A 21,740-nucleotide genomic window follows, 5' to 3' on the forward strand; every position below is an offset into this window, starting at 1 on the left:
TCAATGGGCAGTTGCGGCCGCCGGCGCATCTGCAAGGGCGAATCGGTCAATGGCAAAGGCATCGGTGGGCGTGCTGCTGCGGCCATCGCGCGCCAGTTCGGCCAGCACCTCGCCCACCGCGGGGCCGATCTGGAAGCCCGCGCCGGCAAAGCCGAAGCCGTGGATGAGCCCGGGCGTGGTGCGGCTGGTGTCGAGCACCGGCTGGCGGTCGGGCAGGTAGCCCTCGGTACCGCTCCAGGTGCGGATGAAATGGGCGTTCTTCAGGGCCGGCAGCAGCTCGATGGCCTGCACGGCCAGCGCGGCAAGGGCGCTGCGCTCCGAGCGGGCGCGGTCGGCATCCAGCGCCACGCCCGAGCCGCCGCCCAGCACCAGGTTGCCGCGCGCCACCTGGCGGCAGTAGATGCCGCCGCCCTCCACGCCCAGGCTCCACTGCATGAAATAAGGCAGGGGCTCGGTCACGGCCATCGCCGGGTGGCCCGAGCGCAGGGGCACGGCCTCGCCGAACTGCGCGGCCAGCGGGCCGGCCCAGGCCCCCGCGCAGTTGATCAGCACGGGCGCGCGCACCTGCAGCGCCGGCCCGGAATGCAGCGTGAACTGCCGGCCATCGTGCTCCACCGCGGTCAGCGGTGTGCGCTCGAAGATCTGCGCACCGGCGCGCCGTGCCGCCAGCGCGAAGGCGGGCGACACCAGGCGCGGGTTGGCCTGGCCGTCGTCGGGGCACAGCGACCCGCCCACGGCGCGGCCACCGAGCCAGGGGCAGCGCTCGCGCAGGCGGGCGCCCGAGAGCAGCGCGATCCCCAGGTCGAAGTCGCGGCTCATCGCCTGGTACTTCTCCAGCGAGGCCAGGTCGGCTTCGCTGCGTGCGATCTTGAAATGGCCCGTGCGCTGGTACTCGCCGTCGGTGCCCAGCAGTGCGGGCAGCCGGCCCCAGATCTCGTGGGCGCGCTGCGCGAGTGGCAGCTGGCTCAGCGGCCGGCCCTGGCGGCGCACGCCGCCGTAGTTCACGCCGCTGGAGCGCGAGCCGCACAGGTCGCGTTCGAGCAGCACCACGTCCACGCCGCGGCGGCGCAGCGCCAGTGCCGCCGAGGCACCCACGATGCCGCCACCGACGATGGCCACTTCGGTATCCACCAGGCGTGCGGCGCTGGTCAGGTGGGGGGTGGCGGCACTCATGAGGCACCTCCGGTGGCCTGGCTGGCGGCCTGCAGGTGGATGGGGATGGGCTTGATCGGCGCCTGCCCGCGCAGCCGGCCCACCCGCTCCACGGGCTGGCCGGTGGCCTGCGCCAGGATCTCGGCCGCGGCCACGCCGCAGCTGCGGCCCTGGCAGCGGCCCATGCCCACGCGGGTCAGGGCCTTCAGGCGGTTCATCTCGTCGGCGCCGGACTCGCGCACGGTCTCGCGCAACTGGCCTGCGGTGATGTGCTCGCAGCGGCACACCACCAGCTCGTCGGGTGCGTGGGCCGCCCAGTCGGTGGGGAAGGGGAAGGCGCGCTCCAGCCCCTGGCGAAAGCGCTGCAGGTGGGCGAGCTTGCCTTCCAGTGCCTGGGCGCGCGCGGCGTCCACCGCCACACCCTGGTCGGCCAGCAGCGCCAGGGCCGCACGCTCACCCGCCCATTCGGCCGCATCGGCACCCATGATGCCCGCGCCATCGCCGGCGAGGTAGACGCTGGCCACGCTGGTGCGGCCTGCGGCATCGCGTTCGGGCAGGTGGGCGCGGTGCAGGGGCGCCCAGGCAAAGCGGCAGCCCAGCAGGTCGGCCAGCTGGGTTTCGGAGCGCAGGGCGTAGCCCAGGCCCACGGCATCGCAGGCCAGGGCGTGTTCCTTGGCCCCGTCACTCCACACCACGCCCTCCACGCGCTCGCTGCCGAGCACGCGCACGGGGCGCACGCCGGTGTGGATGGGCACGCCCTGCGCGCGCAGCCAGCCCACGTAGTACACGCCCTTGGCAAAGGTGGCGGGCTGGGTCAGCATGGCGGGCACGGCGGCCACCTGGTCGGCCAGGCGTGCGGTGTCGAGCACGGCGGCCACGCGGGTGCCGGCGCGCGCGTACTGGTAGGCCACCAGGTACAGCAGCGGGCCGGTGCCCATCAGCACCACGCGGCTGCCGATGGTGCAGCCCTGGAACTTGAGCGCCACCTGGGCGCCGCCCAGGCTGTAGACGCCGGGCAGCGTCCAGCCCGGCACGGGCAGCACGCGGTCGGCCGCGCCGCTGGCCACGATGAGCTGGCCGTAGGGCAGGCTGCGCGTGGTCTGCGTGGGGCCGTGCAGCACATCGAGCAGGCCGCCCTGGGCGTTCCAGACCAGGCTGTCGGGCTGGTAGTCGATGCGCTCGGCGATGCTGTCGAGCGCCGCATGCACGGCGGTGGCGCGTGCCGCCTCGGTGCCGTACAGCGCCGAGGCCGGGCGCTCAAAGTGCGCGGGCGGGCGCCGGTAGATCTGGCCGCCGCCGCGCGCTGCTTCGTCGAGCAGCACGGGGCGCACGCCATGGGCGGCCAAGGTTTGCGCCGCGCGGATGCCGGCCGGGCCTGCGCCCACGATGACGGCCTGCAAGGTCTTGCGGGTGCCGCTCATGCCGCGCCTTCCCCGGTACACAGGGCCATGCCCGGCTGGATGAAGGTCGAGCAGGCGCGCAGGCGCTCGCCGCCCTCGGTCTGCACCCAGCAGTCCTGGCAGGCGCCCATCATGCAGAAGCCGGCGCGCGGCTCGTGGCTGAATTCGTTGCGGCGCAGCTGCGCCTTCTGGGTGAGGATGGCGGTGAGCACGGTATCGCCTGCGAGCGCGCTGGCCGGCTGGCCATCGAGCACGAAGGGCACGGCCTGGCGCGCGGTCTCGGCCACACGGTGCAGCAGCGGCGATGATAAAGAAGGGGTCATGGTCATCACGGTTTACTTGCGCCCCACCAGCACGCGGTCCAGGCCGTAGACGCGGTCCAGCAGCACCATGGCCAGGGCGGTCACGCCCACCATCAGGGCCGACACAGCGGCCATCAACGGGTCGATGGACTCGGTGGCATACATGTACATGCGCACCGGCAGGGTCACGGTGCTGGGCGAGGTGACGAAGATCGACATGGTCACCTCGTCAAAACTGTTGATGAAGGCCAGCATCCACCCGCCCGTGACGCCCGGCAGGATCATGGGCAGCGTGATGCGCGTGAACACCGTGGCCTGGCTCGCGCCCAGCGACAGGGCCGCATGCTCGGCGCTGCGATCGAAGCCCACCAGCGCCGCCACCACCAGGCGCAGCGTGTAGGGCGTGACGATGAGCGCATGGGCCAGCACCAGCCAGCCGAAGCTGCCGCTGCCACCGACCAGCGCGAACAGGCGCAGCAGGGCCACGCCCAGCACCAGGTGCGGAATGATCAGCGGCGAGAGGAACAGGCCGTTGAGAAAGCCGCGCCCCGGAAACTCGTAGCGCGTGATCGCGATACCCGCGGGCACGGCCAGCACCGTGGCCAGCGTGGCCGAGGCCAGGGCCAGCCACAGGCTGTTCCAGAACGACTGCACGAAGTCGGGGTGCTCGAACACCGCCTTGAACCAGCGCAGCGAGAACTCCGCGGTCGGCAGGGGCAGCGTGTTCTCGGGCGTGAAGGCCACCACGCACACGACCACCAGGGGCGCGAGCATGAAGGCGATGACCAGGGCGTTGAACGCCAGGGCGATGGGGCCGTTTTTGTGCATCTTCGGCGCTCCTTATCCAAGGGCTTTTTTGTAGCGGCCTTCAACCAGGCGGTTGTAGCTCAGCATCACCACCAGGTTGGCCACCAGCAGGGTCAGGGCCACGGCGGCGCCCAGGGGCCAGTTGAGCTCGTGCAGGTACTCGTCGTAGACGATGGTGGCCACCATCTTCAGGCGCCGCCCGCCCAAGAGGCCGGGGATGGCGAAGGAGCTGGCCGCCAGGCCGAACACGATCAGGCTGCCCGAGAGGATGCCGGGCAGCACCTGCGGCAGCACGATGCGCCGCAAGGTGGTGAAGGGCGAGGCCTTGAGCGAGAGTGCCGCGTTCTGCACGCCGGGGTCGAGCTTCTGCAGCGAGGTCCAGACCGGAATCACCATGAAGGGCAGCATCACATGCACCAGGGCGATGATGACGGCGACCTCGGTGTAGAGCATCTTCACCGGCCCGATGCCAACCAGCTTGAACAGGCCGTTGACCAGGCCCTCGGGGCCGAGCAGCATGCTCCAGCCGAAGGCCCGCACCACCACCGAGACCAAGAGGGGCGCCAGCACCACCAGCAGCAGCACCGAGCGCCAGGGGTTGGCCATGCGGCTCAGGATGTAGGCCTCGGGCGCGCCGATGGCGACGCAGATCAGCGTGACCAGGGCCGAGACCCAGAAGGTGCGCCAGAAGATGGCGTGGTAGTACGAGTCCATGAACACATGGCCGTAGTGCTCCAGCGTGAACTCGCCGGCCTTCACGCCCGTGGCCGGGTCGAAGGCGTTGAACGACAGCACCGCCGTGAGGCCCAGCGGCACCAGCAGCAGCGCGGTGAACAGCAGCAGCGCCGGGCCCGAAAGCCACCAGGGCACGGCCTTGCGGAGGGCGCCGCTCATGGGGTGGCCTCCAGCTCGGCCAGGGCGCTCTCGTCGGCGGGCAGCAGGCGCATGCAGTGGTCGGGCCAGTCCACACCCGTGCGCTCACCTTCGGCCAGCGCGTTGCGGCCATCGTTGGGGGCCAGCACCATCAGGTCGCCCACGGGGGTCATCACGCGGTACAGCCACTGGCTGCCCAGGAAGAAGCGCTCGCCCACCTCGCCGTCGAGCCGGCCCTGCACGGCCGGTACCAGCTGCAGCTTCTCGGGCCGCACACTGAGCAGCACGGCCGCACCGGGGCGGAAGGCCGGGCCCTCGACCTGCACCGCCAGCGATCCCACACTCACATGGGTGCGTGCCGCGCTGCTGGCCGTGACCAGGCCGGGCAGCAGGTTGGCCTTGCCCACGAAGGTGGAGATGAAGCGCGTGCGCGGGTGCTCGTAGACGCGGTGCGGGTGGTCGATCTGCGTGGCGCGGCCGGCCTCCATCACCACCACGCGGTCGCTGATGGACATGGCCTCGCTCTGGTCGTGCGTCACCATCACCGTGGTCGTGCCCACCTTGCGCTGGATCTGGCGCAGCTCGAACTGCATCTCCTCGCGCAGCTTGGCGTCCAGGTTGGACAGGGGCTCGTCGAGCAGCAGCACGGGTGGCTCGATCACCAGGGCGCGCGCCAGCGCCACGCGCTGGCGCTGGCCGCCCGAGAGCTCGCGCGGGTAGCGCGTGGCGTGCTGGTCCAGGTGCACCAGCGCGAGGGCTTGGGCCACACGCTCCTTGCGTTCGGCCTTGGCCACCTTGCGCATCTCCAGGCCAAAGCTCACGTTGTCGGCCACCGTCATGTGCGGGAACAGGGCGTAGCTCTGGAACACGATCCCGAGGCCGCGCGTGTTGGCCTTGGCATGCGTGATGTCGCGGCCCGCCAGTTCGATGCGGCCACTGCTCACGGCCTCGAAGCCCGCCACCATCTGCAAGGTGGTGGTCTTGCCGCAGCCCGAAGGGCCCAGCAGCGACACGAATTCGCCTTTTTCCACCGCCAGGTTCATGGCCTGCACCGCGCAGGTGCTGCCATAGAACTTGGTCACGTCGGTGAGTTGAAGGAAGGACATGCAGGGGCCTTTCTGGTCGGGGGTTCCATCGCTGCGCGGTGGCAGTCCTGCAGTGCATTTGCCTGCCTGCACCGGCTCGGTGCAGAAAATGGCGTTCCGTGGACTGTCTTGCGCTTTCGATTCAATGTATTGCAGTAATCAGGCCAGATCGCATCGGGTATTCCATTAATCAGAATATTTATTGAATTTATTCCGTTTAATGGAATATGATGCACACAGAAAATGCCATCTATTCCACAGGAGCAGTGCATGGAACCAACGTCCACCTCCACGGGCGGAGTGCCCCGCATGTTTGCCGTCATCCGCGCCCTCGCCGAGGTGCAGGCCGAGGGCGGCCGAGTCACCCAATTGGCGCGCGCCGTGGGCCTGACCCAGGGCACGACGCACCGTTTGCTGCAATCGCTGGTGGCCGAGGGCATGGCCGAGCAGGACGAGCGCAGCAAGCTCTACCGCCTGTCCACCGATTTCTTTGCGCTCGCGGCCAAGGCCGGCAACCCGGGCGACCTGCGCACGCTGTGCCGGCCCGCGCTGCTGCGCCTGAGCGCGAGCCTGGGTGACAGCATCTTCCTGTTGGTGCGCAGCGGCTTCGACGCGATCTGCCTGGACCGCAGCGAGGGGCCGTTCCCCATCCGCTCCTTCACCGGTGACATCGGCGGCCGGGTGGCGCTGGGCGTGGGGCAGGGGGCGCTGGCCATCCTGGCGTTTTTGCCCGAGGCCGAGCGCGAGGAGGTGATCCGCTTCAACCTCTCGCGCGTGCGCGAGTACGGCGTGTACGACGAGGTCTACCTGCGCACCGAGATCGAGCGCGTGCGCCAGAGCGGCTACGCGGCGCGCAACACCGGCCTGCTCGAAGGCATGGCCGGCGTGGGCGTGCCCGTACTCGACCGCGAGGGCCGCGCCGTGGCCGCGCTCAGCGTGGGTACCATCTCGGCGCGCCTCAACGAGGACCGCCTGCCCACCGTGGTGGAGTTGCTCAAGCGCGAGGCCGCCGCCATCGGCCCGCGCATCCACCCCTTCGACGCCACGCTGCGCCGCCCCGCGCAAAGCCTGGCGGGGCAGCAGCCCGAGCAGCGCCTGGTGCCGGGCAGCACGCCGGTGTCGACGGCCGACTGAGAGCCCCCGGCAGGCTGCGTATGCTGCGGGTTCCTGCCCCGTCCCGGTGCCAGGGATGCGGCTTTCTTCACCCCCTCAGACCCAGGCTGCCATGACCCCCATCCTCACCCTCGTCGTGTACTTTGCCATCATCACCTGGCTGCTGGTTGTGGTGGCCAGCCTGATCCGTGCGCGCGCATGGACGCCCTCGGGCCTGCTGCTGGCCTTCGGCAACCGCGACCATCTGGATGACCCGGGGGCCTTTGCCGGCCGCGCCGAGCGCACGGCCCGCAACAGCTTCGAGAACCTGGTGTTCTTTGCCATCCTGGGCCTGGCGGCCACGGCCAGCAACCGCACCGGCAGCCTGGTGGTGCTGGGCGCCCAGGTGTTCTTCTGGGCGCGCATGGTCTACATCCCCGTGTACTACATCGGCATTCCGTATGTGCGCACGGCCACCTGGGCCGTCAGCATTGCCGGGCTGGGGATGATGGCCGCGGCCCTGCTGTAGGCACCGCGGGCAGCGGCTCGCTCAGGCGCTCGTGGCCGCGCCCAGGCCAGTGCGTCCTGCCCGGTGGGGCGGTGGGCCGGCGTCAGCGCTGCGTGGGGGTCGCGGAGCCCAGCACCTGGGACATTTGCGCCAGCATCCACCGATGGCCCGGGGTGCTTGCGTGCCGGGGATGGAAGAACGCCTTGAGCGTGTACGGTGGCGTGCGCAGGGGTGCGGGGTGGATGGCGAGCGGCAGGCTCGCCGCCGCATGGACCGCCGCACTGTGCGGAAGTGTCAGAAGGAGATCGGTGGCTGCAACGATGCAGGTCGCAGCCAGCATGCTGGGAAGCTCCAGCGCCACATCGCGCGCTTGCTTCATCTGCAGCAGCGCTCCGTCGATCACACTGGCTTCATCCTCCCAGGGAAGAACGGCAACATGCCGCTCCTTCAGGTACTGGGCCAGCGTGAGCTGGCCCTGGATGCGCGGATGTCCGGCCCGTGCGAGCACCACATAGTCGCCTTCCATGAAGGTGATGGAATCCAGGCCCTTGTGGATGGTGGCGCTTTCGTCCGCGAACCCCAGGGCGAAATGCGCGCGGCCACAGGCCAGTGCTTCCACGGAATCACGGCGGCGCGAATGCTCCACCTTGATGCGTATCCGGGGTGCCACGGCCGCCACGGCCGCAACCAGGGGAGGCAGCAGTGCGAAGGTGGTGAAGTCCGTGGCCGCGAACACGAAGGTCTGCCGGCTGCTTGCGGGGTTGAACGAGCGGCCTTCGCCCAGGCTTGTCGAGAGCAGGCGCAATCCATCCTGCACGCCGTCCGCCAGCCGCCTGGCCTTTGCCGTGGGCTCCATGGCCGCCCCTTCGCGCACGAACAACTCGTCCAGCAAGGCGGAGCGAAGGCGCGCCAGCGCATGGCTGCACGCCGAAGGACTGATCGCCAGCTCGTCAGCCGCCATCGCCACGCTGCGGTGCCGCAGCAGGGCATCGAATACCAACAGCAGGTTCAGGTCCAACTGGCGCAGGGCATCGTGCATACCATGCACTATAGCCTGAAGAAAATGCAGTACATGCATTGACAGGTGTGCGTACCATGGGCCCGTTTTCAAGCCCTTCCTCCGCCATGTCTGCTGCCTCCCCTGCCTGCCCCCCTTTTCGCAATGCCGTTGCCAGCGACGCGCAGCGCTGCTTCCAGATCGAATCGGCTGCCTACAGCGGTGACGAGGCGGCGACGCTGGAGAAGATAGCGAAGCGCATCGCCGACTATCCCGAAGGCTTTCTGGTGATGGAGCGGGAGGGGCAGGTGGTGGGCTTCATCAACAGCGGCTGCGCAGACGAGGTGGCCATGGCAGACGATGCATTCAAGCAGTTGGTGGGCCATGACCCTGCTGCGCCGCACGTGGTCATCATGTCGGTCGCGGTGGATCCCGCACACCAGGGCAAGGGCTACTCTCTCCGCATGATGGAGCGGTTTGTCCGTGGGATGGCCGAGCGGGGCAAGAGCAGCATCCATCTGATGTGCAGGGAGCGCCATGTCGGTCTTTACGAACGCATGGGCTACCGCTATGCCAGGCCGTCGGCCTCGGGCCATGCGGGACTGGCGTGGCACGAGATGGTGATGGAGCCACTGGCGGTGTGAGAGCAAGTGCAAGCCACCGACGATTGCCGCTGGGCAGGCGTGCGGCGGCCTGATGGTCCAGAGATTTGAAACCAGCCTTTTCCCATGCACCCAGTTTTTCGACCCTGTTCCCCCGGAGACATGCCGGGCTGTCTTGAAATTTTTGACAGCAACACCCCTCCGTTTTTCGATCCGTCCGAACGGGCCTACTTCGTGAAGTTCCTGGAGGAGAACCCTTGCCCCTACTTCGTCCTGGAACAGGCGCAGGCCGTGGTGGCCTGCGGCGGATACTGCGAGGACGCGCAAGGTGGCATGCTGCTGGTTTGGGGCATGGTGCGCCGGGACCTGCACCGACAGGGCCTGGGAAAGGACCTGGTCCACCAGCGTGTCCAGAGGATCCTGCAAGCCCATCCCGGCGCCCCCATCCGCCTGGAGACCAGCCAGCACACCCAGGACTTCTATGGCCTCCTGGGATTCAGGGCCGTGGCCCGCACCCAGGACTATTACGGCCCCGGCTTGCACCGCGTGGACATGGTGCTCACACCCGGCTGAACCTGCCGCGCATCCCCCGCCTGGTGTGGCCCCTCGGGTGCCCGCCCGTCGGGGAGGCGTGAAGGGCTCTGGCGGTACCTCCCTCAGTCACTGCCCGTACCCCGAGCGCACTCTGCCACCACCCAGTCCCTGAACGCCTTCACCAGCGGCGTCTGCGCGCGTGCCTCGGGATAGACGAGGTAGTACGCGTCGGTGCTGGTCAGCACCTGGTCCGACAGCTCCACCAGGCTGCCCGCAGCCAGTTCCTGCTCGATCAGGAAACGTGGCAGCAGCGCCGCGCCCAGGTGGGAGACGGCAGCCTGGGCGATCATCGCGAAGTGCTCGGACTGGGGGCCGCGCAGCGCGAGCGCCGTGGGGGCGCCCACCAGTTCGAACCATTCGGCCCATTGGGTGGGGCGGGTGCTTTGCTGCAGCAGCACCACGCGGGCCAGGTCCTGCGGGGTACGGATCTGGTGGCGGTCGCGGTAGGCGGGGCTGCACACGGGCACGGCTTCTTCGTGCATCAGGTATTCGCACACGGCGCCGGCCCAGTGGGGCGCGCCGAAGTGGATGGCGGCGTCGAATGGCGTGCCGATAAAGTCAAAGGGTTCGGTGCGGGCCGAGAAGTTGACCATGGCCTCGGGGTGGAGCGCCATGAAGCGCCCCAGGCGCGGGATGAGCCAGCGCGTGCCCAGCGTGGGCAGCACGGCCAGGTTGAGCAGGCCATCGGTGCTGGCAAAGGCCATGGTCTTCTGGGTGCTGGCCGACAGCTGCTGCAGCACGGCCAGCACGTCCGCGGCGTAGATGCGGCCGGCGTCCGTCAGCACCACACGCTGGCGCACGCGGTGGAAAAGCGCGGTACCCAACTGCTCCTCCAACTGGCGGATCTGGCGCGACACCGCGCTTTGCGTGAGGTGCAGTTCCTCGGCCGCGCGCGACACGCTCTGGTGGCGGGCTGCGGCCTCGAAGGCCAGCAGGTCGGCGGTGGAGGGCAAGAAGGCGCGGCGCAGCATGGTCATGCAAAGGGGGAATGATGCGCGATGGCGAAGTACATGTCGTTTGGGTAGTTGCCGCTGAATGGACAGGCTCAAGCTGTGCTGCGATTTTCAGGGACTTCATTCTGATTTGTGATCAAGTAGTTCCTTTTTTTTGCTATCCAGCGCGGCGGCTTTGGCGGATATTGGCGCATTCATTGCGTGTGGTTCTCCTGCGCTTTGTTCCTTTGTCCCCCTTCTTCCCGACCCGACCCTTGCGAGCCGCCATGTCCGCCACTTCTGCCGCCACCCCCTCGTCCTCCCTTGTGACCGAAGTCGATCAACTGCTGCAGCGCCTGGGCGTGCCGCGCACGGCCTACACCGGCGGCGATCTGCCGGTGCGCTCGCCCATCACGGGCGAGGCCATCGGCGCCGTGCGCGAGGTCTCCGCGGCCGATGCGAGCGCCGCCATCGCCCGTGCACAGGCCGCCTTCCAGGCCTGGCGCAATGTGCCCGCACCGCGCCGCGGCGAACTCGTGCGCCTGCTGGGCGAAGAGTTGCGTGCCGCCAAGGACGACCTGGGCCTGCTCGTGACCATCGAGGCCGGCAAGATCCCGTCCGAAGGCCTGGGCGAGGTGCAGGAGATGATCGACATCTGCGATTTCGCGGTTGGCCTGTCGCGCCAGCTCTACGGCCTGACCATCGCCACCGAGCGCCCCGGCCACCGCATGATGGAAACCTGGCACCCGCTGGGCGTGTGCGGTGTGATCTCGGCCTTCAACTTCCCCGTGGCGGTGTGGTCCTGGAATGCGGCGCTGGCCCTGGTCTGTGGTGATTCGGTGGTGTGGAAGCCGTCCGAGAAGACGCCGCTCACAGCCCTGGCCACCCATGCCATTGCCCAGCGCGCCCTGGCCCGCTTCGGCGATGCGCCCGAAGGCCTGCTCGAACTGCTGATCGGCCAGCGCGGCATCGGCGAGGTGCTGGTGGACGATGCCCGCGTGGCCGTGCTCTCGGCCACCGGCTCCACGGCCATGGGCCGCGCCGTCGGCCCGCGCCTGGCGGCCCGCTTCGCCCGCGCCATCCTGGAGCTGGGCGGCAACAACGCCGCCATCGTCGCCCCCACGGCCGACCTGGACCTGGCCCTGCGCGGCATCGCCTTCGCAGCCATGGGCACGGCCGGCCAGCGCTGCACCACGCTGCGCCGTTTGTTCGTGCACGACAGCATCTACGACAGCCTGGTGCCCCAGCTGCGCAAGGTGTACAGCAACGTGCAGGTGGGTGACCCGCGCACCGCCGGCACCCTGGTGGGCCCGCTGATCGACCGCGGCGCCTACGACGGCATGCAAAAGGCGCTGGACCAGGCCCGCGCCCTGGACGCCAAGGTGCACGGCGGCGAGCGCGTGCCGGGCCTGGGCGGCAGCGATGCCTACTACGTGCGCCCCGCACTGGTGGAACTGCAAAAGCACGAAGGCCCGGCCCTGCACGAGACCTTTGCTCCCATCCTCTATGTGGTGCGCTACAGCACGCTCGACGAGGCCATCGCCTGGAACAACGCCGTGGGCGCCGGGCTCTCGTCCTCGATCTTCACGCTCAACGTGCGCGAGGCCGAGCAGTTCATGTCTGCCGCGGGCTCGGACTGCGGCATCGCCAACGTCAACATCGGTCCGAGCGGTGCCGAGATCGGCGGCGCCTTCGGCGGCGAGAAGGAAACCGGTGGTGGCCGCGAGGCCGGCTCCGACAGCTGGAAGGCCTACATGCGCCGCGCCACCAACACCATCAACTACTCCACGGCACTGCCACTCGCGCAGGGCGTGAAGTTCGACGTCTAAGCACCATCCGCCACCGTCCGGGAGCACCACCAGCATGTCCATCGTGATCATCGGCGGCGGCGTCATTGGCAGCGCCATCGCCTACGAACTCACGCGCCAGCGGCCGGGCTGCGAGGTCGTGGTGGTGGAGCGCGACCCGAGCTACGCGCAGGCCTCGTCGGCCCTGTCGGCCAGTTCCATCCGCCAGCAGTTCTCCACCGACATCAACGTGCAGATCTCGGCCTACGGCATCGGCTTTCTGCGCAATGTGGGCAGCTTGCTGGCCTGCAATGGCGACGTGCCTGACATCGGCCTGCACGAGGGCGGCTACCTCTACCTGGCCACCGCCGCGGGCGAGGCCACGCTGCGCGACAACCATGGGCTGCAAAAGCGCCATGGGGCCGACGTGGCGCTGCTCACGCCGGCCGAGCTGGCCGCGCGCTTCCCCTGGCTGGCGCTGCAGGATGTGACCCTGGGCTCGCTTGGCCTGTCGGGCGAGGGCTGGTTCGATGGGTACCTGCTGCTCACGGCCCTGCGCAAGAAGGCGCAGAGCCAGGGCGTGTGCTATGTGGCTGACGAGGCCATGGGCTTCGATCTGGCTGCCAGCGATGGCGTGCAGCACGTGGCCGCCGTGCGCTTGAAAAGCGGGGCCACACTGCCTTGCAGCCAGGTGGTGAACGCCGGCGGCCCCTGGGCCGGGGCCATCGCAGCCTGGGCCGGTATTGCACTGCCCGTGGTGGGCAGGCGCCGTACCGTGTTCCACCTGGCCAGCCCGGCCCAACTGCCACGCTGTCCTCTGCTCATCGACACCAGCGGCATCTGGCTGCGGCCCGAGGGCAGCGGCTTCATCGCCGGCTTTGCGCCACCGGCCGACCAGGATGCCGATTTCGCGCCGCTCGACCCGGAGTACCACGCCTTCGAGGAGCATGTCTGGCCCCTGCTGGCCGAGCGCATCCCGGGTTTCGAGGCGCTGCGCATGCAGGGCGCCTGGGCCGGCTACTACGAGATGAACACCTTCGACCACAACGCCATCGTGGGCCTGTCCCCCGATTGCGACAACCTGGTTTTTGCCAACGGCTTCTCGGGCCATGGCCTGCAGCAGTGCCCGGCCGTGGGCCGGGGCGTGGCCGAGCTGCTGCTCACGGGCGGCTACCAGAGCCTGGACCTCTCGCCGCTGTCCATCACGCGCATCGCGCGCAACGCGCCGCTGCTCGAAAAGAACGTGATCTGAGCGCCGGCGCAAGACACGCTTCACCCTTTCCCCAACCATAACCACAAGGAGACGACGACATGGCATCTTTCCACAAGGCCACCTTCACCGCGCTTGCCGCAGGGCTGGCAATCGCCTGCATGGCCTTCGCGCCTGCGCATGCGCAAACAGCGGCCACCAACACGCTCGACAAGATCAAGGCCTCGGGCAAGGTGGTGCTCGGCGTGCGCGAGACCTCGCCGCCAATGGCCTATGCGCTGGGCGCCAATGACAAGTACGTGGGCTACCACGTCGAGCTGTGCGAGCGTGTGCTCAAGGAAATCGTGCCCGCCGCCAAGCTCGAGTACATGGCCGTGACGGCGCAGAACACGCTGCCCCTGGTGCAGAACGGCACGCTCGACATCGGCTGCGGCCCCACCACCAACAACACCGCGCGCCAGCAGCAGGTGGCCTTCGCCGTGACCACCTATGTGAGCGAAGTGCGCATGGCGGTGCGCACGGACTCGGACCTGAAGTCCATCAGCCAACTCGCGGGCCGCACCATCGCGGCGTCCACCGGCACCACGGCCGTGCAACTGCTGCGCAAGCAGGAGCGTGCCCTGGGCGGTGCGCCCATCAAGACCGTGCTGGGCAAGGACCACCACGAGAGCTTCCTGCTGCTCGAATCCGGCCGTGCCGACGCCTTCGTGCTCGACGACAACCTGCTGGCCGGCATGATCGCCAACTCCAAGGACCCTTCGGCCTACCGCATCGTGGGCGAGCCGCTGGGCGCCGAGCCCATCGCGCTGCTGTTCCGCAAGGACGACCCGACCTTCAAGGCGGCCGTGGACGGCGTGCTCACCAGGCTCATGCAGAGCGGCGAGATGGAGAAGATCTACACCAAGTGGTTCGTCGCCCCCATTCCGCCCAAGAACGTGGGCCTGAACCTGCCGCTGGGCACCACGCTGCGCCAGCTGTTCGCGGCCCCCAACGACAAGCCCCTGGAGACCTACCAGCAATGAACGCCGCCATCCCCGCCACGGCCTTTCGCGCGGCCGACCGCATCAGCGCCATCGGTGTCTCCGACATCGTGCGCATCACCCAGGCCGCCAACGAGCTCAAGCGCCAGGGCCAGCCCGTGATCGTGCTGGGCCTGGGCGAGCCGGACTTCGACACGCCGGCCCACATCCTGGAAGCCGCGCAGCAGGCCATGGCGCGGGGTGAGACGCACTACACCGTGCTGGACGGCACGCCCGAGCTCAAGGCCGCCATCCAGCACAAGTTCCGCAAGGACAACGGGCTGGAGTTCGCCACCCACGAGATCACGGTGGGGGCAGGTGCCAAGCAGGTCATCTACAACGCGCTGATGGCCAGCCTGAACCCCGGCGACGAAGTGATCCTGCCCGCACCGTACTGGACCTCGTACGCCGACATGGTGCTGATCGCGGGCGGCGTGCCCGTGGTCGTGCCGTGCAGCGAGGCCAACGGCTTTCGCATCACGCCCGAACAGCTCGACGTCGCGATCACGCCGCGCACGCGCTGGGTGTTCATCAATTCGCCTTCCAATCCCAGCGGCACGGCCTACAGCGCAGAGCAGTTGAAACCCATCCTGGAGGTGGTGCTGCACCACCCGCAGGTCTGGGTGCTGGCGGACGACATCTACGAGCACATCCTGTACGACGGCCATGCCTTCGCCACACCCGCGGCGGTGATGCCTGCGCTGCGCGAGCGCACGCTCACCGTGAACGGCGTCTCCAAGTCGTATGCCATGACGGGCTGGCGCATCGGCTACGGCGCGGGCCCGCGCGCACTCATCGCGGCCATGGCCGTGGTGCAGAGCCAGGCCACCTCGTGCGCCTCGTCCATCAGCCAGGCGGCGGCCGTGGCCGCGCTCACCGGCCCACAGGACATCGTGGCCGAGCGCTGCCGCGAGTTCCAGGCGCGGCGCGACCTGGTGGTGGCCTCGCTCAACGCCTCGCCGGGGCTGCGATGCCGCGTGCCCGAAGGTGCGTTCTACACCTTTGCCAGTTGCGAAGGCGTGCTGGGCCGCACCACGCCGGGCGGCGCCACGCTGCGCAGCGATGCCGATTTCTGCGACTACCTGCTGCGCGAGTTCCACGTGGCGGTGGTGCCCGGCAGCGTGCTGGGGCTGGCGCCGTACTTCCGTATCTCGTACGCTGCGTCCATGGCCGACCTGCAGGAAGCCTGCGCGCGCATTCGCCGTGCGTGCGAGGCGCTGCGCTGAAGCCCCTGCAATTTCCTTTTTCTGTTTCTCTCGTTCCGGACCTTTGACATGACCACGCCTTCCCCTTCCAGCACCACCGCCAGCCGCACGGGCGGCCAGATCCTGGTGCAGCAGCTCATCACCCATGGCGTGCAGCAACTGTTCTGCGTGCCGGGCGAGAGCTACCTGGCCGTGTTGGACGCGCTGCACGACGCGAGCATCGCCGTCACCGTGTGCCGCCAGGAAGGCGGCGCCGCCATGATGGCCGAGGCCCAGGGCAAGCTCACGGGCCGGCCGGGCATCTGCTTCGTCACGCGCGGCCCGGGGGCCACCAATGCCTCGGCGGGCGTGCACATCGCGCACCAGGACTCCACGCCCATGATCCTCTTCGTGGGCCAGGTCGCGCGCGGCGCGCTGGGGCGCGAGGCCTTCCAGGAGCTGGACTACAGCGCCGTGTTCGGCACCATGGCCAAGTGGGTGGTGGAGATCGACGACCCGGCGCGCGTGCCCGAGCTTATCTCGCGCGCCTTCCACGTCGCCACCTCGGGCCGCCCCGGCCCGGTGGTGGTGGCCCTGCCCGAGGACATGCTGACCGAGGCCGCCAGCGTGGCCGACGCGCTGCCCTACCAGGTGGCCGAGACCCACCCCGGTGCCGCGCAGATGGCCGAGCTGGCCGAGCGCCTGGGCAAGGCGAAGCAGCCCGTGGCCATCCTGGGCGGCAGCCGCTGGTCCGAGCAGGCCGTGCGCGAGTTCACGGCCTTTGCCGAGGCTTGGTCGCTGCCCGTGTACTGCTCGTTCCGCCGGCAGATGCTGTTCCCGGCCACGCACGCCTGCTACGGCGGCGACCTGGGCCTGGGCGTGAACCCCAAGCTGCTGGCGCGCATCCGCGCGTCGGACCTGGTGCTGGTGGTCGGTGGCCGCCTGTCCGAAGTGCCCTCGCAGGGCTACGAGCTGTTCGCCATTCCCAACCCTGTGCAGCCCCTGGTGCACGTGCATGCTGACGCCGACGAACTGGGCCGGCTGTACCGCCCCGCGCAGGCCATCCATGCCACGCCGCAGGCCTTCGCCGCTGCGCTGGCCGGCGTGCGCCCAGCGGCCGCCGTGCCATGGCAGGCCCATGCAGAGGCCGCCCATGCCGAGTACCTGGCCTGGAGCGATACGGCGCCCATCCGCATCCCGGGCGATCTGCAGATGGGCCAGGTGATGCAGCACCTCAAGGAAGTGCTGCCCGCCGACACCATCTTCTGCAACGGTGCAGGCAACTTCGCCACCTGGATCCACCGCTTCTGGCCCTTCACGACCTATGCCAGCCAGCTGGCGCCCACCAGCGGCTCCATGGGCTACGGCCTGCCGGCCGGCGTGGGCGGCAAGCGCCTGTGGCCGCAGCGCGAGGTGGTGATCTTCGCCGGTGACGGCGACTTCCTCATGCACGGCCAGGAGTTCGCCACCGCCGTGCAGTACGGCCTGCCCATCATCGTGGTGCTGCTGGACAACGCCATGTACGGCACCATCCGCATGCACCAGGAGCGCGAGTACCCGGGCCGCATCAGCGCCACCGCGCTCAAGAACCCCGACTTCAAGGCCTACGCCCAGGCCTTTGGCGGCCATGGTGAGCGCGTGACCCGCACCGAGGAATTCGGCCCGGCCCTCGCCCGCGCACGCGCCAGCGGCCTGCCCAGCGTGCTGCACTGCCTGATCGACCCCGAGGCCATCACGCCCACGGGAACGCTGCAGGGCCTGCGCAACGCGGCCCTGGCCAAGAAGTAGTCGTACCGCATCCAACCCTGCTTTCGGCCAGGCGGCTGGCAGCAGGGTGGCGCTGCTTTTGCGCACAATGGAGGCCGTGACCTCCGCCCCGCCCGACGAGCCCGCCGCACCGCGCCTGCGCCGCATTGCGCACCTCGACATGGATGCCTTCTTCGCCTCCGTCGAGCTGCTGCGCTATCCCCAGCTCAAGGGCCTGGCCGTGGTCATCGGCGGCGGGCGGCGCAAGGTGGACGAGTTGCTGCACCAAAGCCCCGACGGCCAGGGACTGCGCGAGCCGCACTTCATCCCGGTGGCCGACTTTCCCCTGCTCAAGGACTATGTGGGCCGCGGTGTCATCACCACGGCCACCTATGCGGCGCGGCAGTTCGGCGTGGGCTCGGCCATGGGCATGATGAAGGCAGCCAAGCTCTGCCCCCATGCCATCGTGCTGCCCGTGGATTTCGAGGAGGTGCGCCGCTTCTCGCGCCTGTTCAAGAGCACCATCACCGAGATCGCTCCGGTGATGCAGGACCGCGGCGTGGACGAGGTCTACATCGACTTCACCGATGTGCCCGGCGGCCAGCGCGAAGGAGGCCGGGTGCTGGCACGGCTGATCCAGAAGAGCATCTTCGACGTGACGGGCCTGACCTGCTCCATCGGTGTGGCGCCCAACCGGCTGCTGGCCAAGATGGCCAGCGAGTTCAACAAGCCCAATGGCATTTCCATCGTCCATGAAGAGGATCTGAAGGACAGGATCTGGCCGCTCAACGTGCGCAAGATCAACGGCATCGGCCCCAAGGCGGGCGAGAAGCTGGCGAGCCTGGGCATCACGACCATTGGCCAGCTGGCGGCGCAAGACCCGCAATGGCTCATCGAACGCTTCGGCAAGTCGAGCGGCGCCTGGATGCACCGCGTGGCCTGGGGCCGCGACGACAGCCCCGTGGTCACCGAGAGCGAGCCCGTGGGCATGAGCCGCGAGACCACCTTCGACCGCGACCTGCACGCCGTGCGCGACAGGGCGGAGCTGGGCCGTATCTTCACCGACCTGTGCGAGCGTGTCGCTGCCGACCTGCAACGCAAGGGCTATGTGGGCAAGACCATCGGCATCAAGCTGCGCTACGACGACTTCAAGATCGCCACGCGCGACCAGACGCTGGACCGCTACACCCAGGACGCGGCCACCATCCGCCGCGCGGCGGGCCTGTGCCTCAAGCGCGTGCCGCTGGACCGCAAGCTGCGCTTGCTGGGCGTGCGCGTGGGCACGCTGGAGCGCGAGGGCGATGTGCCCGACGGCCCGCCCGAGCCGCGCCCGCCCCGGTCGCGCGAGGCCGACCCCTACACCCGTCCGCTGTTCTGAGCCACATCGCGGCCGCTGCAACGGGGCGCGCGATCTTGACGAATTCTTACGCCAGACTTACATTGGAGTGCCCTCTGGCGGAGATGGTCATGACGCTCAACGAGCTCCAACGCATCAAGCAATGGCATGTGGACCACCGGGTCGAACACCCGCTGGAATACCACCTGTGGGACCTGGTGCTCACGCTCTGGCTCATGGGCTGGGTGGGCTGGGTGCCCACTTGCGTGCTGGGTGACGCCTGGGCGGCGCCCCTGTGTTTTGCCGGGACCTTGCTGCCCAGCCTCTATGTGGCCTGGCGCGCCCGGGCGCACCGCTTGCACCGTTTGCGATGCGACTGGTTGAAGCAATGAACGCCCCCTGAGCGGCTGCGCCGGCTCAGGCGCTCACTGCCGTGCCGTGCGCACGTTGCCGGGCAGGGCCTGGGGGTGGCTGGTGCGCAGCGGGTTGATGTCCAGGCCGCCGCGGCGCGTGTAGCGCGCGTAGACCGTGAGCTTGAGCGGCTTGCAGCGCGTCCACAGGTCCATGAAGATGCGCTCCACGCACTGCTCGTGGAACTCGTTGTGGTTGCGAAAGCTCACCAGGTACTGCAGCAGCCCTTCCTGGTCGATGGGCGCGCCCGTGTAGCGGATCTGCACGCTGCCCCAGTCGGGCTGGCCGGTCACCAGGCAGTTGCTCTTGAGCAGGTTGCTGGTGAGCACCTCGGTCACCGGGGGCTCGTCGTGCACGGCATGCAGCAGCTCGGGGGCGGGCTGGTAGTGTGTGCATTCCACATCCAGGCGGTCCAGGCTCAGGCCGTCGAGTTCGTGCACGGGCTCCTGGTCGAACATCTCGGGCAGCAGCAGCTTCACGCCCACCGTGGCCGGGTGCTCGGCACCGCGCCAGACGGCTTCGCTCACATCGGCGCGGATGCGCGCCTGTACCTCGGAGGGGTCGGCAAAGCGCGTGTTGTTGAAGCTGTTGAGGTAGAGCTTGAAGGACTTGCTCTCGACGATGTTGGGCGTCTCGCACGGGATGGTGATGTGCAGCAGCGCCACCTGCGGCTTGCCGCGCTGGTTGAGCCAGGACAGCTCGAACGCCGTCCACAGGTCCGCGCCGAAGAAGGGCGGGGCCGCGGTGATGCCGATCTCGGCGCGCTTGCCCGCACGCGGGATGGGGAACAGCAGCGAGGCATCGTACTGGTCCACATAGGCCGAGGCCTTGCCCAGCTGGGATTGTTCGGGGGTGTTGTCGTTCATGGCGGGGTCCTCCTGTTGCCGGGCACAGGCCTTATTTGAATTCGCGCTCGCGCAACCACTTGGTGGCGATCCACTTCTCGCCGGCAATCACCGGTGCGCCACCGTGCAAGGTCTTGGTGGAGGGGTGGGCGCGCTCGTAGCTGAAGAACACGGCGTTGCCGCGCTGCGGGCCGACTTCGACATGCACGTCGGGGAAGGTGGTGCCGCCGCCCTTTTCGGGCGTGTTGAGGTACATGACGAGGGTGCCCACACGCTGCCCGCCGCGCTTCAGGATGGTGGGCGTGCCCGGCTCGCCGGGGTCGAAATAGTCGTAGTGCGGTTTGTATTCGGCGCCGGGGCGGTAGTGCAGCACCTGCAGGCCCTCGCCGTTCTCGATGGGCCAGTCCAGCAGGCGCGCGATGCGTTCTTCGATGCGCTGCACCACGGCGTTCTCGCCGCGCTGGAAGAACATGCCATCGCTGGTGCGGTCGGCATTGATCTCCTCGCCGCCGGTCTTGGTGGCCACGGTGAGCGAGCGCGCCATGCGCGGCTCGGCCGCCGCGATCAAGGCATCGCATTCCTCGTCGGAGAGCAGGTTGCCGAACACCACGACGCGCGGCTTGGCGATGGCCAGCAGCACCTTCACTACGCGGTCGCCGGCATCGACCTCGGCGGGCGATTCGTCCAGCAGGGGCTCGGGCACCTTCACGGCGGGCGGCTGGCCCTGCTGCTCGGCCAGGGCATTGAGGTGGTCCTGCAGCGTGATTTCGAGGGCTTCGGCGGCCACGTCCTCGTTCCAGCCCGCATCGCGCATGGACTGCAGCACCACGGGTGCGGCAAAGCCGGCCTCGGCCTGTTCGATGATCCAGCGGCGCAGCTCGGGCGTGATGGCCTGGCGCGCAGCAGCGGCGGTGGCGTTGGAAGGCGACTGTTCGGAAGACGATGCCATGGCAGATCTCACACGTTGGTCTTGCGCCGGAACACCAGGCGCTCAGGTTGGGAGGCGGCGGGAGCAAAAGTGTAGCCTTCCAGGTCAAAGCCCTGGAGCGCGTGCGGGGTCGCCAGGCGGTGGCCGATGGCGTAGCGTGCCATCAGCCCGCGCGCGCGCTTGGCGTGGAAGCTGATGATCTTGTAGGCGCCGCCCTTCCAGTCCTCGAACACGCATTCGATCACGCGGGCCTTGAGGGCCTTGGTGTCCACGGCCTTGAAGTATTCCTGCGAGGCCAGGTTCACCACCACGGGCGTGGTGTCGGCGCGCAGCCGGGTGTTCAGGTGTTTGGCGATGCGGTCGCCCCAGTACTGGTACAGGTTGCTGCCGGCCTCGGTGGCCAGGCGCGTGCCCATCTCCAGGCGGTAGGGCTGCATCAGGTCGAGGGGGCGCAGCATGCCGTACAGGCCGCTCAGGATGCACACATGGTCCTGCGCCCACTGCAGTTCTTCGGGGCCCAGGGTGCGCGCGTCCAGGCCCTCGTAGACGTCGCCATTGAAGGCCAGCAGCGCCTGGCGCGCATTGGCGGTGGAAAAGCGCGGTTTCCAGGCCTGGTAGCGCGCCACGTTCAGGGCAGCGAGCTTGTCGCTCAGCGACATCAGCGTGGCGATGTCCTGGGGCGACTTTTCGCGCAGCACCCGGATCAGGTCTTTGGATTGCGGCACGAACTGCGGCAGCGTGTGCGGCAGGTCGGGCGGCAGCGGGGTTTCATAGTCCAGCGACTTGGCGGGGGACAGCAGGAACAGCATGGTGGCGTGGTGGTTCGTAAGGCCCGGAAAAACAGCAGGCAGGGCAACGTGGACGTGGGCGCAAGGATACCGGCATCGGCGGCACGCCTGCACAAAGACCGGACCCCAAAGCAAGAAGGCG

General features: G+C 68.8%; 22 protein-coding genes. 11 read left to right on the forward strand and 11 right to left on the reverse strand.

Features of this window, described 5'->3' with window-relative positions; translation table 11 throughout:
• Genes HNP48_RS14445 through HNP48_RS14470 form a run of 6 tightly spaced genes read right to left on the reverse strand, consistent with a single transcriptional unit; the run spans position 1 to position 5,640 of the window.
• Positions 1–1,173 (reverse strand): FAD-binding oxidoreductase, encoded by a 1,173-nt coding sequence (locus HNP48_RS14445; RefSeq protein ID WP_184858031.1) that lies wholly within the window; start codon positions 1,171–1,173, stop codon positions 1–3.
• Positions 1,170–2,573, reverse strand: coding sequence for an NAD(P)/FAD-dependent oxidoreductase (locus tag HNP48_RS14450; RefSeq protein WP_184858033.1), 1,404 nt, complete (start codon positions 2,571–2,573; stop codon positions 1,170–1,172). The genes HNP48_RS14445 and HNP48_RS14450 overlap by 4 nt, the downstream gene beginning before the upstream one ends.
• Positions 2,570–2,881: a (2Fe-2S)-binding protein gene (locus tag HNP48_RS14455; protein WP_184858035.1), complete on the reverse strand. Its 312-nt coding sequence runs from the start codon at positions 2,879–2,881 to the stop codon at positions 2,570–2,572. The genes HNP48_RS14450 and HNP48_RS14455 overlap by 4 nt, the downstream gene beginning before the upstream one ends.
• 6 nt (positions 2,882–2,887) lie before the next feature.
• On the reverse strand, positions 2,888–3,682 hold the full coding sequence (locus tag HNP48_RS14460) for an ABC transporter permease (RefSeq protein ID WP_184858037.1): 795 nt from the start codon (positions 3,680–3,682) through the stop codon (positions 2,888–2,890).
• A 12-nt stretch (positions 3,683–3,694) separates the two neighbouring features.
• Positions 3,695–4,555, reverse strand: a complete 861-nt coding sequence (locus HNP48_RS14465; protein WP_184858039.1) for an ABC transporter permease — start codon at positions 4,553–4,555, stop codon at positions 3,695–3,697.
• Positions 4,552–5,640: an ABC transporter ATP-binding protein gene (locus HNP48_RS14470; protein ID WP_184858041.1), complete on the reverse strand. Its 1,089-nt coding sequence runs from the start codon at positions 5,638–5,640 to the stop codon at positions 4,552–4,554. Before HNP48_RS14470 ends, HNP48_RS14465 begins: the two co-directional genes overlap by 4 nt.
• 249 nt (positions 5,641–5,889) lie before the next feature.
• Here HNP48_RS14470 and HNP48_RS14475 point away from each other — a divergent pair, with 249 nt between their 5' ends.
• Both HNP48_RS14475 and HNP48_RS14480 read left to right on the forward strand, forming a co-directional pair.
• Positions 5,890–6,753 (forward strand): IclR family transcriptional regulator, encoded by an 864-nt coding sequence (locus HNP48_RS14475; RefSeq protein ID WP_184858044.1) that lies wholly within the window; start codon positions 5,890–5,892, stop codon positions 6,751–6,753.
• Positions 6,754–6,844: 91 nt separating this feature from the next.
• Positions 6,845–7,240: an MAPEG family protein gene (locus HNP48_RS14480; RefSeq protein ID WP_184858046.1), complete on the forward strand. Its 396-nt coding sequence runs from the start codon at positions 6,845–6,847 to the stop codon at positions 7,238–7,240.
• Positions 7,241–7,322: 82 nt separating this feature from the next.
• On the opposite strand, the gene HNP48_RS14485 is transcribed toward HNP48_RS14480, so the two are convergent.
• Positions 7,323–8,297, reverse strand: coding sequence for a LysR family transcriptional regulator (locus HNP48_RS14485; protein ID WP_260420238.1), 975 nt, complete (start codon positions 8,295–8,297; stop codon positions 7,323–7,325).
• Positions 8,298–8,344: 47 nt separating this feature from the next.
• Here HNP48_RS14485 and HNP48_RS14490 point away from each other — a divergent pair, with 47 nt between their 5' ends.
• The gene (locus HNP48_RS14490) at positions 8,345–8,860 is read left to right on the forward strand and encodes a GNAT family N-acetyltransferase (RefSeq protein WP_184858048.1); all 516 of its coding nucleotides are present in this window, start codon (positions 8,345–8,347) and stop codon (positions 8,858–8,860) included.
• 120 nt (positions 8,861–8,980) lie between these two features.
• Positions 8,981–9,391 carry a GNAT family N-acetyltransferase gene (locus HNP48_RS14495; protein ID WP_221480217.1) on the forward strand — a complete coding sequence of 137 codons (411 nt, stop codon included), beginning with the start codon at positions 8,981–8,983 and terminating at the stop codon, positions 9,389–9,391.
• Positions 9,392–9,474: 83 nt separating this feature from the next.
• On the opposite strand, the gene HNP48_RS14500 is transcribed toward HNP48_RS14495, so the two are convergent.
• The gene (locus HNP48_RS14500; protein WP_184858618.1) at positions 9,475–10,383 is read right to left on the reverse strand and encodes a LysR family transcriptional regulator; all 909 of its coding nucleotides are present in this window, start codon (positions 10,381–10,383) and stop codon (positions 9,475–9,477) included.
• Between the two features lie 248 nt (positions 10,384–10,631).
• Here HNP48_RS14500 and HNP48_RS14505 point away from each other — a divergent pair, with 248 nt between their 5' ends.
• From HNP48_RS14505 to HNP48_RS14535, 7 genes are all read left to right on the forward strand, one after another.
• Positions 10,632–12,173 (forward strand): aldehyde dehydrogenase family protein, encoded by a 1,542-nt coding sequence (locus HNP48_RS14505; protein WP_184858053.1) that lies wholly within the window; start codon positions 10,632–10,634, stop codon positions 12,171–12,173.
• Positions 12,174–12,207: 34 nt separating this feature from the next.
• Positions 12,208–13,383, forward strand: a complete 1,176-nt coding sequence (locus HNP48_RS14510) for an FAD-binding oxidoreductase (RefSeq protein WP_184858055.1) — start codon at positions 12,208–12,210, stop codon at positions 13,381–13,383.
• A gap of 59 nt (positions 13,384–13,442) precedes the next feature.
• On the forward strand, positions 13,443–14,363 hold the full coding sequence (locus HNP48_RS14515) for an amino acid ABC transporter substrate-binding protein (protein WP_184858057.1): 921 nt from the start codon (positions 13,443–13,445) through the stop codon (positions 14,361–14,363).
• Positions 14,360–15,586: a pyridoxal phosphate-dependent aminotransferase gene (locus HNP48_RS14520; RefSeq protein ID WP_184858059.1), complete on the forward strand. Its 1,227-nt coding sequence runs from the start codon at positions 14,360–14,362 to the stop codon at positions 15,584–15,586. Before HNP48_RS14515 ends, HNP48_RS14520 begins: the two co-directional genes overlap by 4 nt.
• Positions 15,587–15,634: 48 nt before the next feature.
• Positions 15,635–17,332: a thiamine pyrophosphate-binding protein gene (locus HNP48_RS14525; protein WP_184858061.1), complete on the forward strand. Its 1,698-nt coding sequence runs from the start codon at positions 15,635–15,637 to the stop codon at positions 17,330–17,332.
• A gap of 67 nt (positions 17,333–17,399) precedes the next feature.
• The gene (locus tag HNP48_RS14530; RefSeq protein WP_184858063.1) at positions 17,400–18,668 is read left to right on the forward strand and encodes a DNA polymerase IV; all 1,269 of its coding nucleotides are present in this window, start codon (positions 17,400–17,402) and stop codon (positions 18,666–18,668) included.
• Positions 18,669–18,757: 89 nt separating this feature from the next.
• Positions 18,758–19,018: a hypothetical protein gene (locus tag HNP48_RS14535; RefSeq protein ID WP_184858065.1), complete on the forward strand. Its 261-nt coding sequence runs from the start codon at positions 18,758–18,760 to the stop codon at positions 19,016–19,018.
• 33 nt (positions 19,019–19,051) lie between these two features.
• On the opposite strand, the gene queF is transcribed toward HNP48_RS14535, so the two are convergent.
• From queF to yaaA, 3 genes are read right to left on the reverse strand one after another with little or no spacing between them, the layout of a single operon-like run.
• Complete coding sequence (gene queF, locus HNP48_RS14540; RefSeq protein ID WP_184858067.1) at positions 19,052–19,903, reverse strand: NADPH-dependent 7-cyano-7-deazaguanine reductase QueF; 852 nt, start codon at positions 19,901–19,903, stop codon at positions 19,052–19,054.
• 31 nt (positions 19,904–19,934) lie between these two features.
• A complete protein-coding gene (locus HNP48_RS14545; protein ID WP_184858069.1) occupies positions 19,935–20,831 on the reverse strand; it encodes a 2OG-Fe(II) oxygenase in 897 nt (298 codons plus the stop codon).
• A gap of 8 nt (positions 20,832–20,839) precedes the next feature.
• Positions 20,840–21,619, reverse strand: coding sequence for a peroxide stress protein YaaA (gene yaaA / locus HNP48_RS14550; RefSeq protein ID WP_184858071.1), 780 nt, complete (start codon positions 21,617–21,619; stop codon positions 20,840–20,842).
• Positions 21,620–21,740 lie beyond the last annotated feature (121 nt).

It is taken from the genome of Acidovorax soli (assembly GCF_014207955.1).
GTDB lineage: Bacteria > Pseudomonadota > Gammaproteobacteria > Burkholderiales > Burkholderiaceae_C > Acidovorax > Acidovorax soli_A.

Bases quoted from the DNA above. Each gene is read 5' to 3' on its own strand.
- HNP48_RS14445 (WP_184858031.1), bottom strand. From the start codon at position 1,173: ATGAGTGCCGCCACCCCCCACCTGACCAGCGCCGCACGCCTGGTGGAT.
- HNP48_RS14450 (WP_184858033.1), bottom strand. From the start codon at position 2,573: ATGAGCGGCACCCGCAAGACCTTGCAGGCCGTCATCGTGGGCGCAGGC.
- HNP48_RS14455 (WP_184858035.1), bottom strand. From the start codon at position 2,881: ATGACCATGACCCCTTCTTTATCATCGCCGCTGCTGCACCGTGTGGCC.
- HNP48_RS14460 (WP_184858037.1), bottom strand. From the start codon at position 3,682: ATGCACAAAAACGGCCCCATCGCCCTGGCGTTCAACGCCCTGGTCATC.
- HNP48_RS14465 (WP_184858039.1), bottom strand. From the start codon at position 4,555: ATGAGCGGCGCCCTCCGCAAGGCCGTGCCCTGGTGGCTTTCGGGCCCG.
- HNP48_RS14470 (WP_184858041.1), bottom strand. From the start codon at position 5,640: ATGTCCTTCCTTCAACTCACCGACGTGACCAAGTTCTATGGCAGCACC.
- HNP48_RS14475 (WP_184858044.1), top strand. From the start codon at position 5,890: ATGGAACCAACGTCCACCTCCACGGGCGGAGTGCCCCGCATGTTTGCC.
- HNP48_RS14480 (WP_184858046.1), top strand. From the start codon at position 6,845: ATGACCCCCATCCTCACCCTCGTCGTGTACTTTGCCATCATCACCTGG.
- HNP48_RS14485 (WP_260420238.1), bottom strand. From the start codon at position 8,297: ATGCATGTACTGCATTTTCTTCAGGCTATAGTGCATGGTATGCACGAT.
- HNP48_RS14490 (WP_184858048.1), top strand. From the start codon at position 8,345: ATGTCTGCTGCCTCCCCTGCCTGCCCCCCTTTTCGCAATGCCGTTGCC.
- HNP48_RS14495 (WP_221480217.1), top strand. From the start codon at position 8,981: ATGCCGGGCTGTCTTGAAATTTTTGACAGCAACACCCCTCCGTTTTTC.
- HNP48_RS14500 (WP_184858618.1), bottom strand. From the start codon at position 10,383: ATGCTGCGCCGCGCCTTCTTGCCCTCCACCGCCGACCTGCTGGCCTTC.
- HNP48_RS14505 (WP_184858053.1), top strand. From the start codon at position 10,632: ATGTCCGCCACTTCTGCCGCCACCCCCTCGTCCTCCCTTGTGACCGAA.
- HNP48_RS14510 (WP_184858055.1), top strand. From the start codon at position 12,208: ATGTCCATCGTGATCATCGGCGGCGGCGTCATTGGCAGCGCCATCGCC.
- HNP48_RS14515 (WP_184858057.1), top strand. From the start codon at position 13,443: ATGGCATCTTTCCACAAGGCCACCTTCACCGCGCTTGCCGCAGGGCTG.
- HNP48_RS14520 (WP_184858059.1), top strand. From the start codon at position 14,360: ATGAACGCCGCCATCCCCGCCACGGCCTTTCGCGCGGCCGACCGCATC.
- HNP48_RS14525 (WP_184858061.1), top strand. From the start codon at position 15,635: ATGACCACGCCTTCCCCTTCCAGCACCACCGCCAGCCGCACGGGCGGC.
- HNP48_RS14530 (WP_184858063.1), top strand. From the start codon at position 17,400: ATGGAGGCCGTGACCTCCGCCCCGCCCGACGAGCCCGCCGCACCGCGC.
- HNP48_RS14535 (WP_184858065.1), top strand. From the start codon at position 18,758: ATGACGCTCAACGAGCTCCAACGCATCAAGCAATGGCATGTGGACCAC.
- queF (WP_184858067.1), bottom strand. From the start codon at position 19,903: ATGAACGACAACACCCCCGAACAATCCCAGCTGGGCAAGGCCTCGGCC.
- HNP48_RS14545 (WP_184858069.1), bottom strand. From the start codon at position 20,831: ATGGCATCGTCTTCCGAACAGTCGCCTTCCAACGCCACCGCCGCTGCT.
- yaaA (WP_184858071.1), bottom strand. From the start codon at position 21,619: ATGCTGTTCCTGCTGTCCCCCGCCAAGTCGCTGGACTATGAAACCCCG.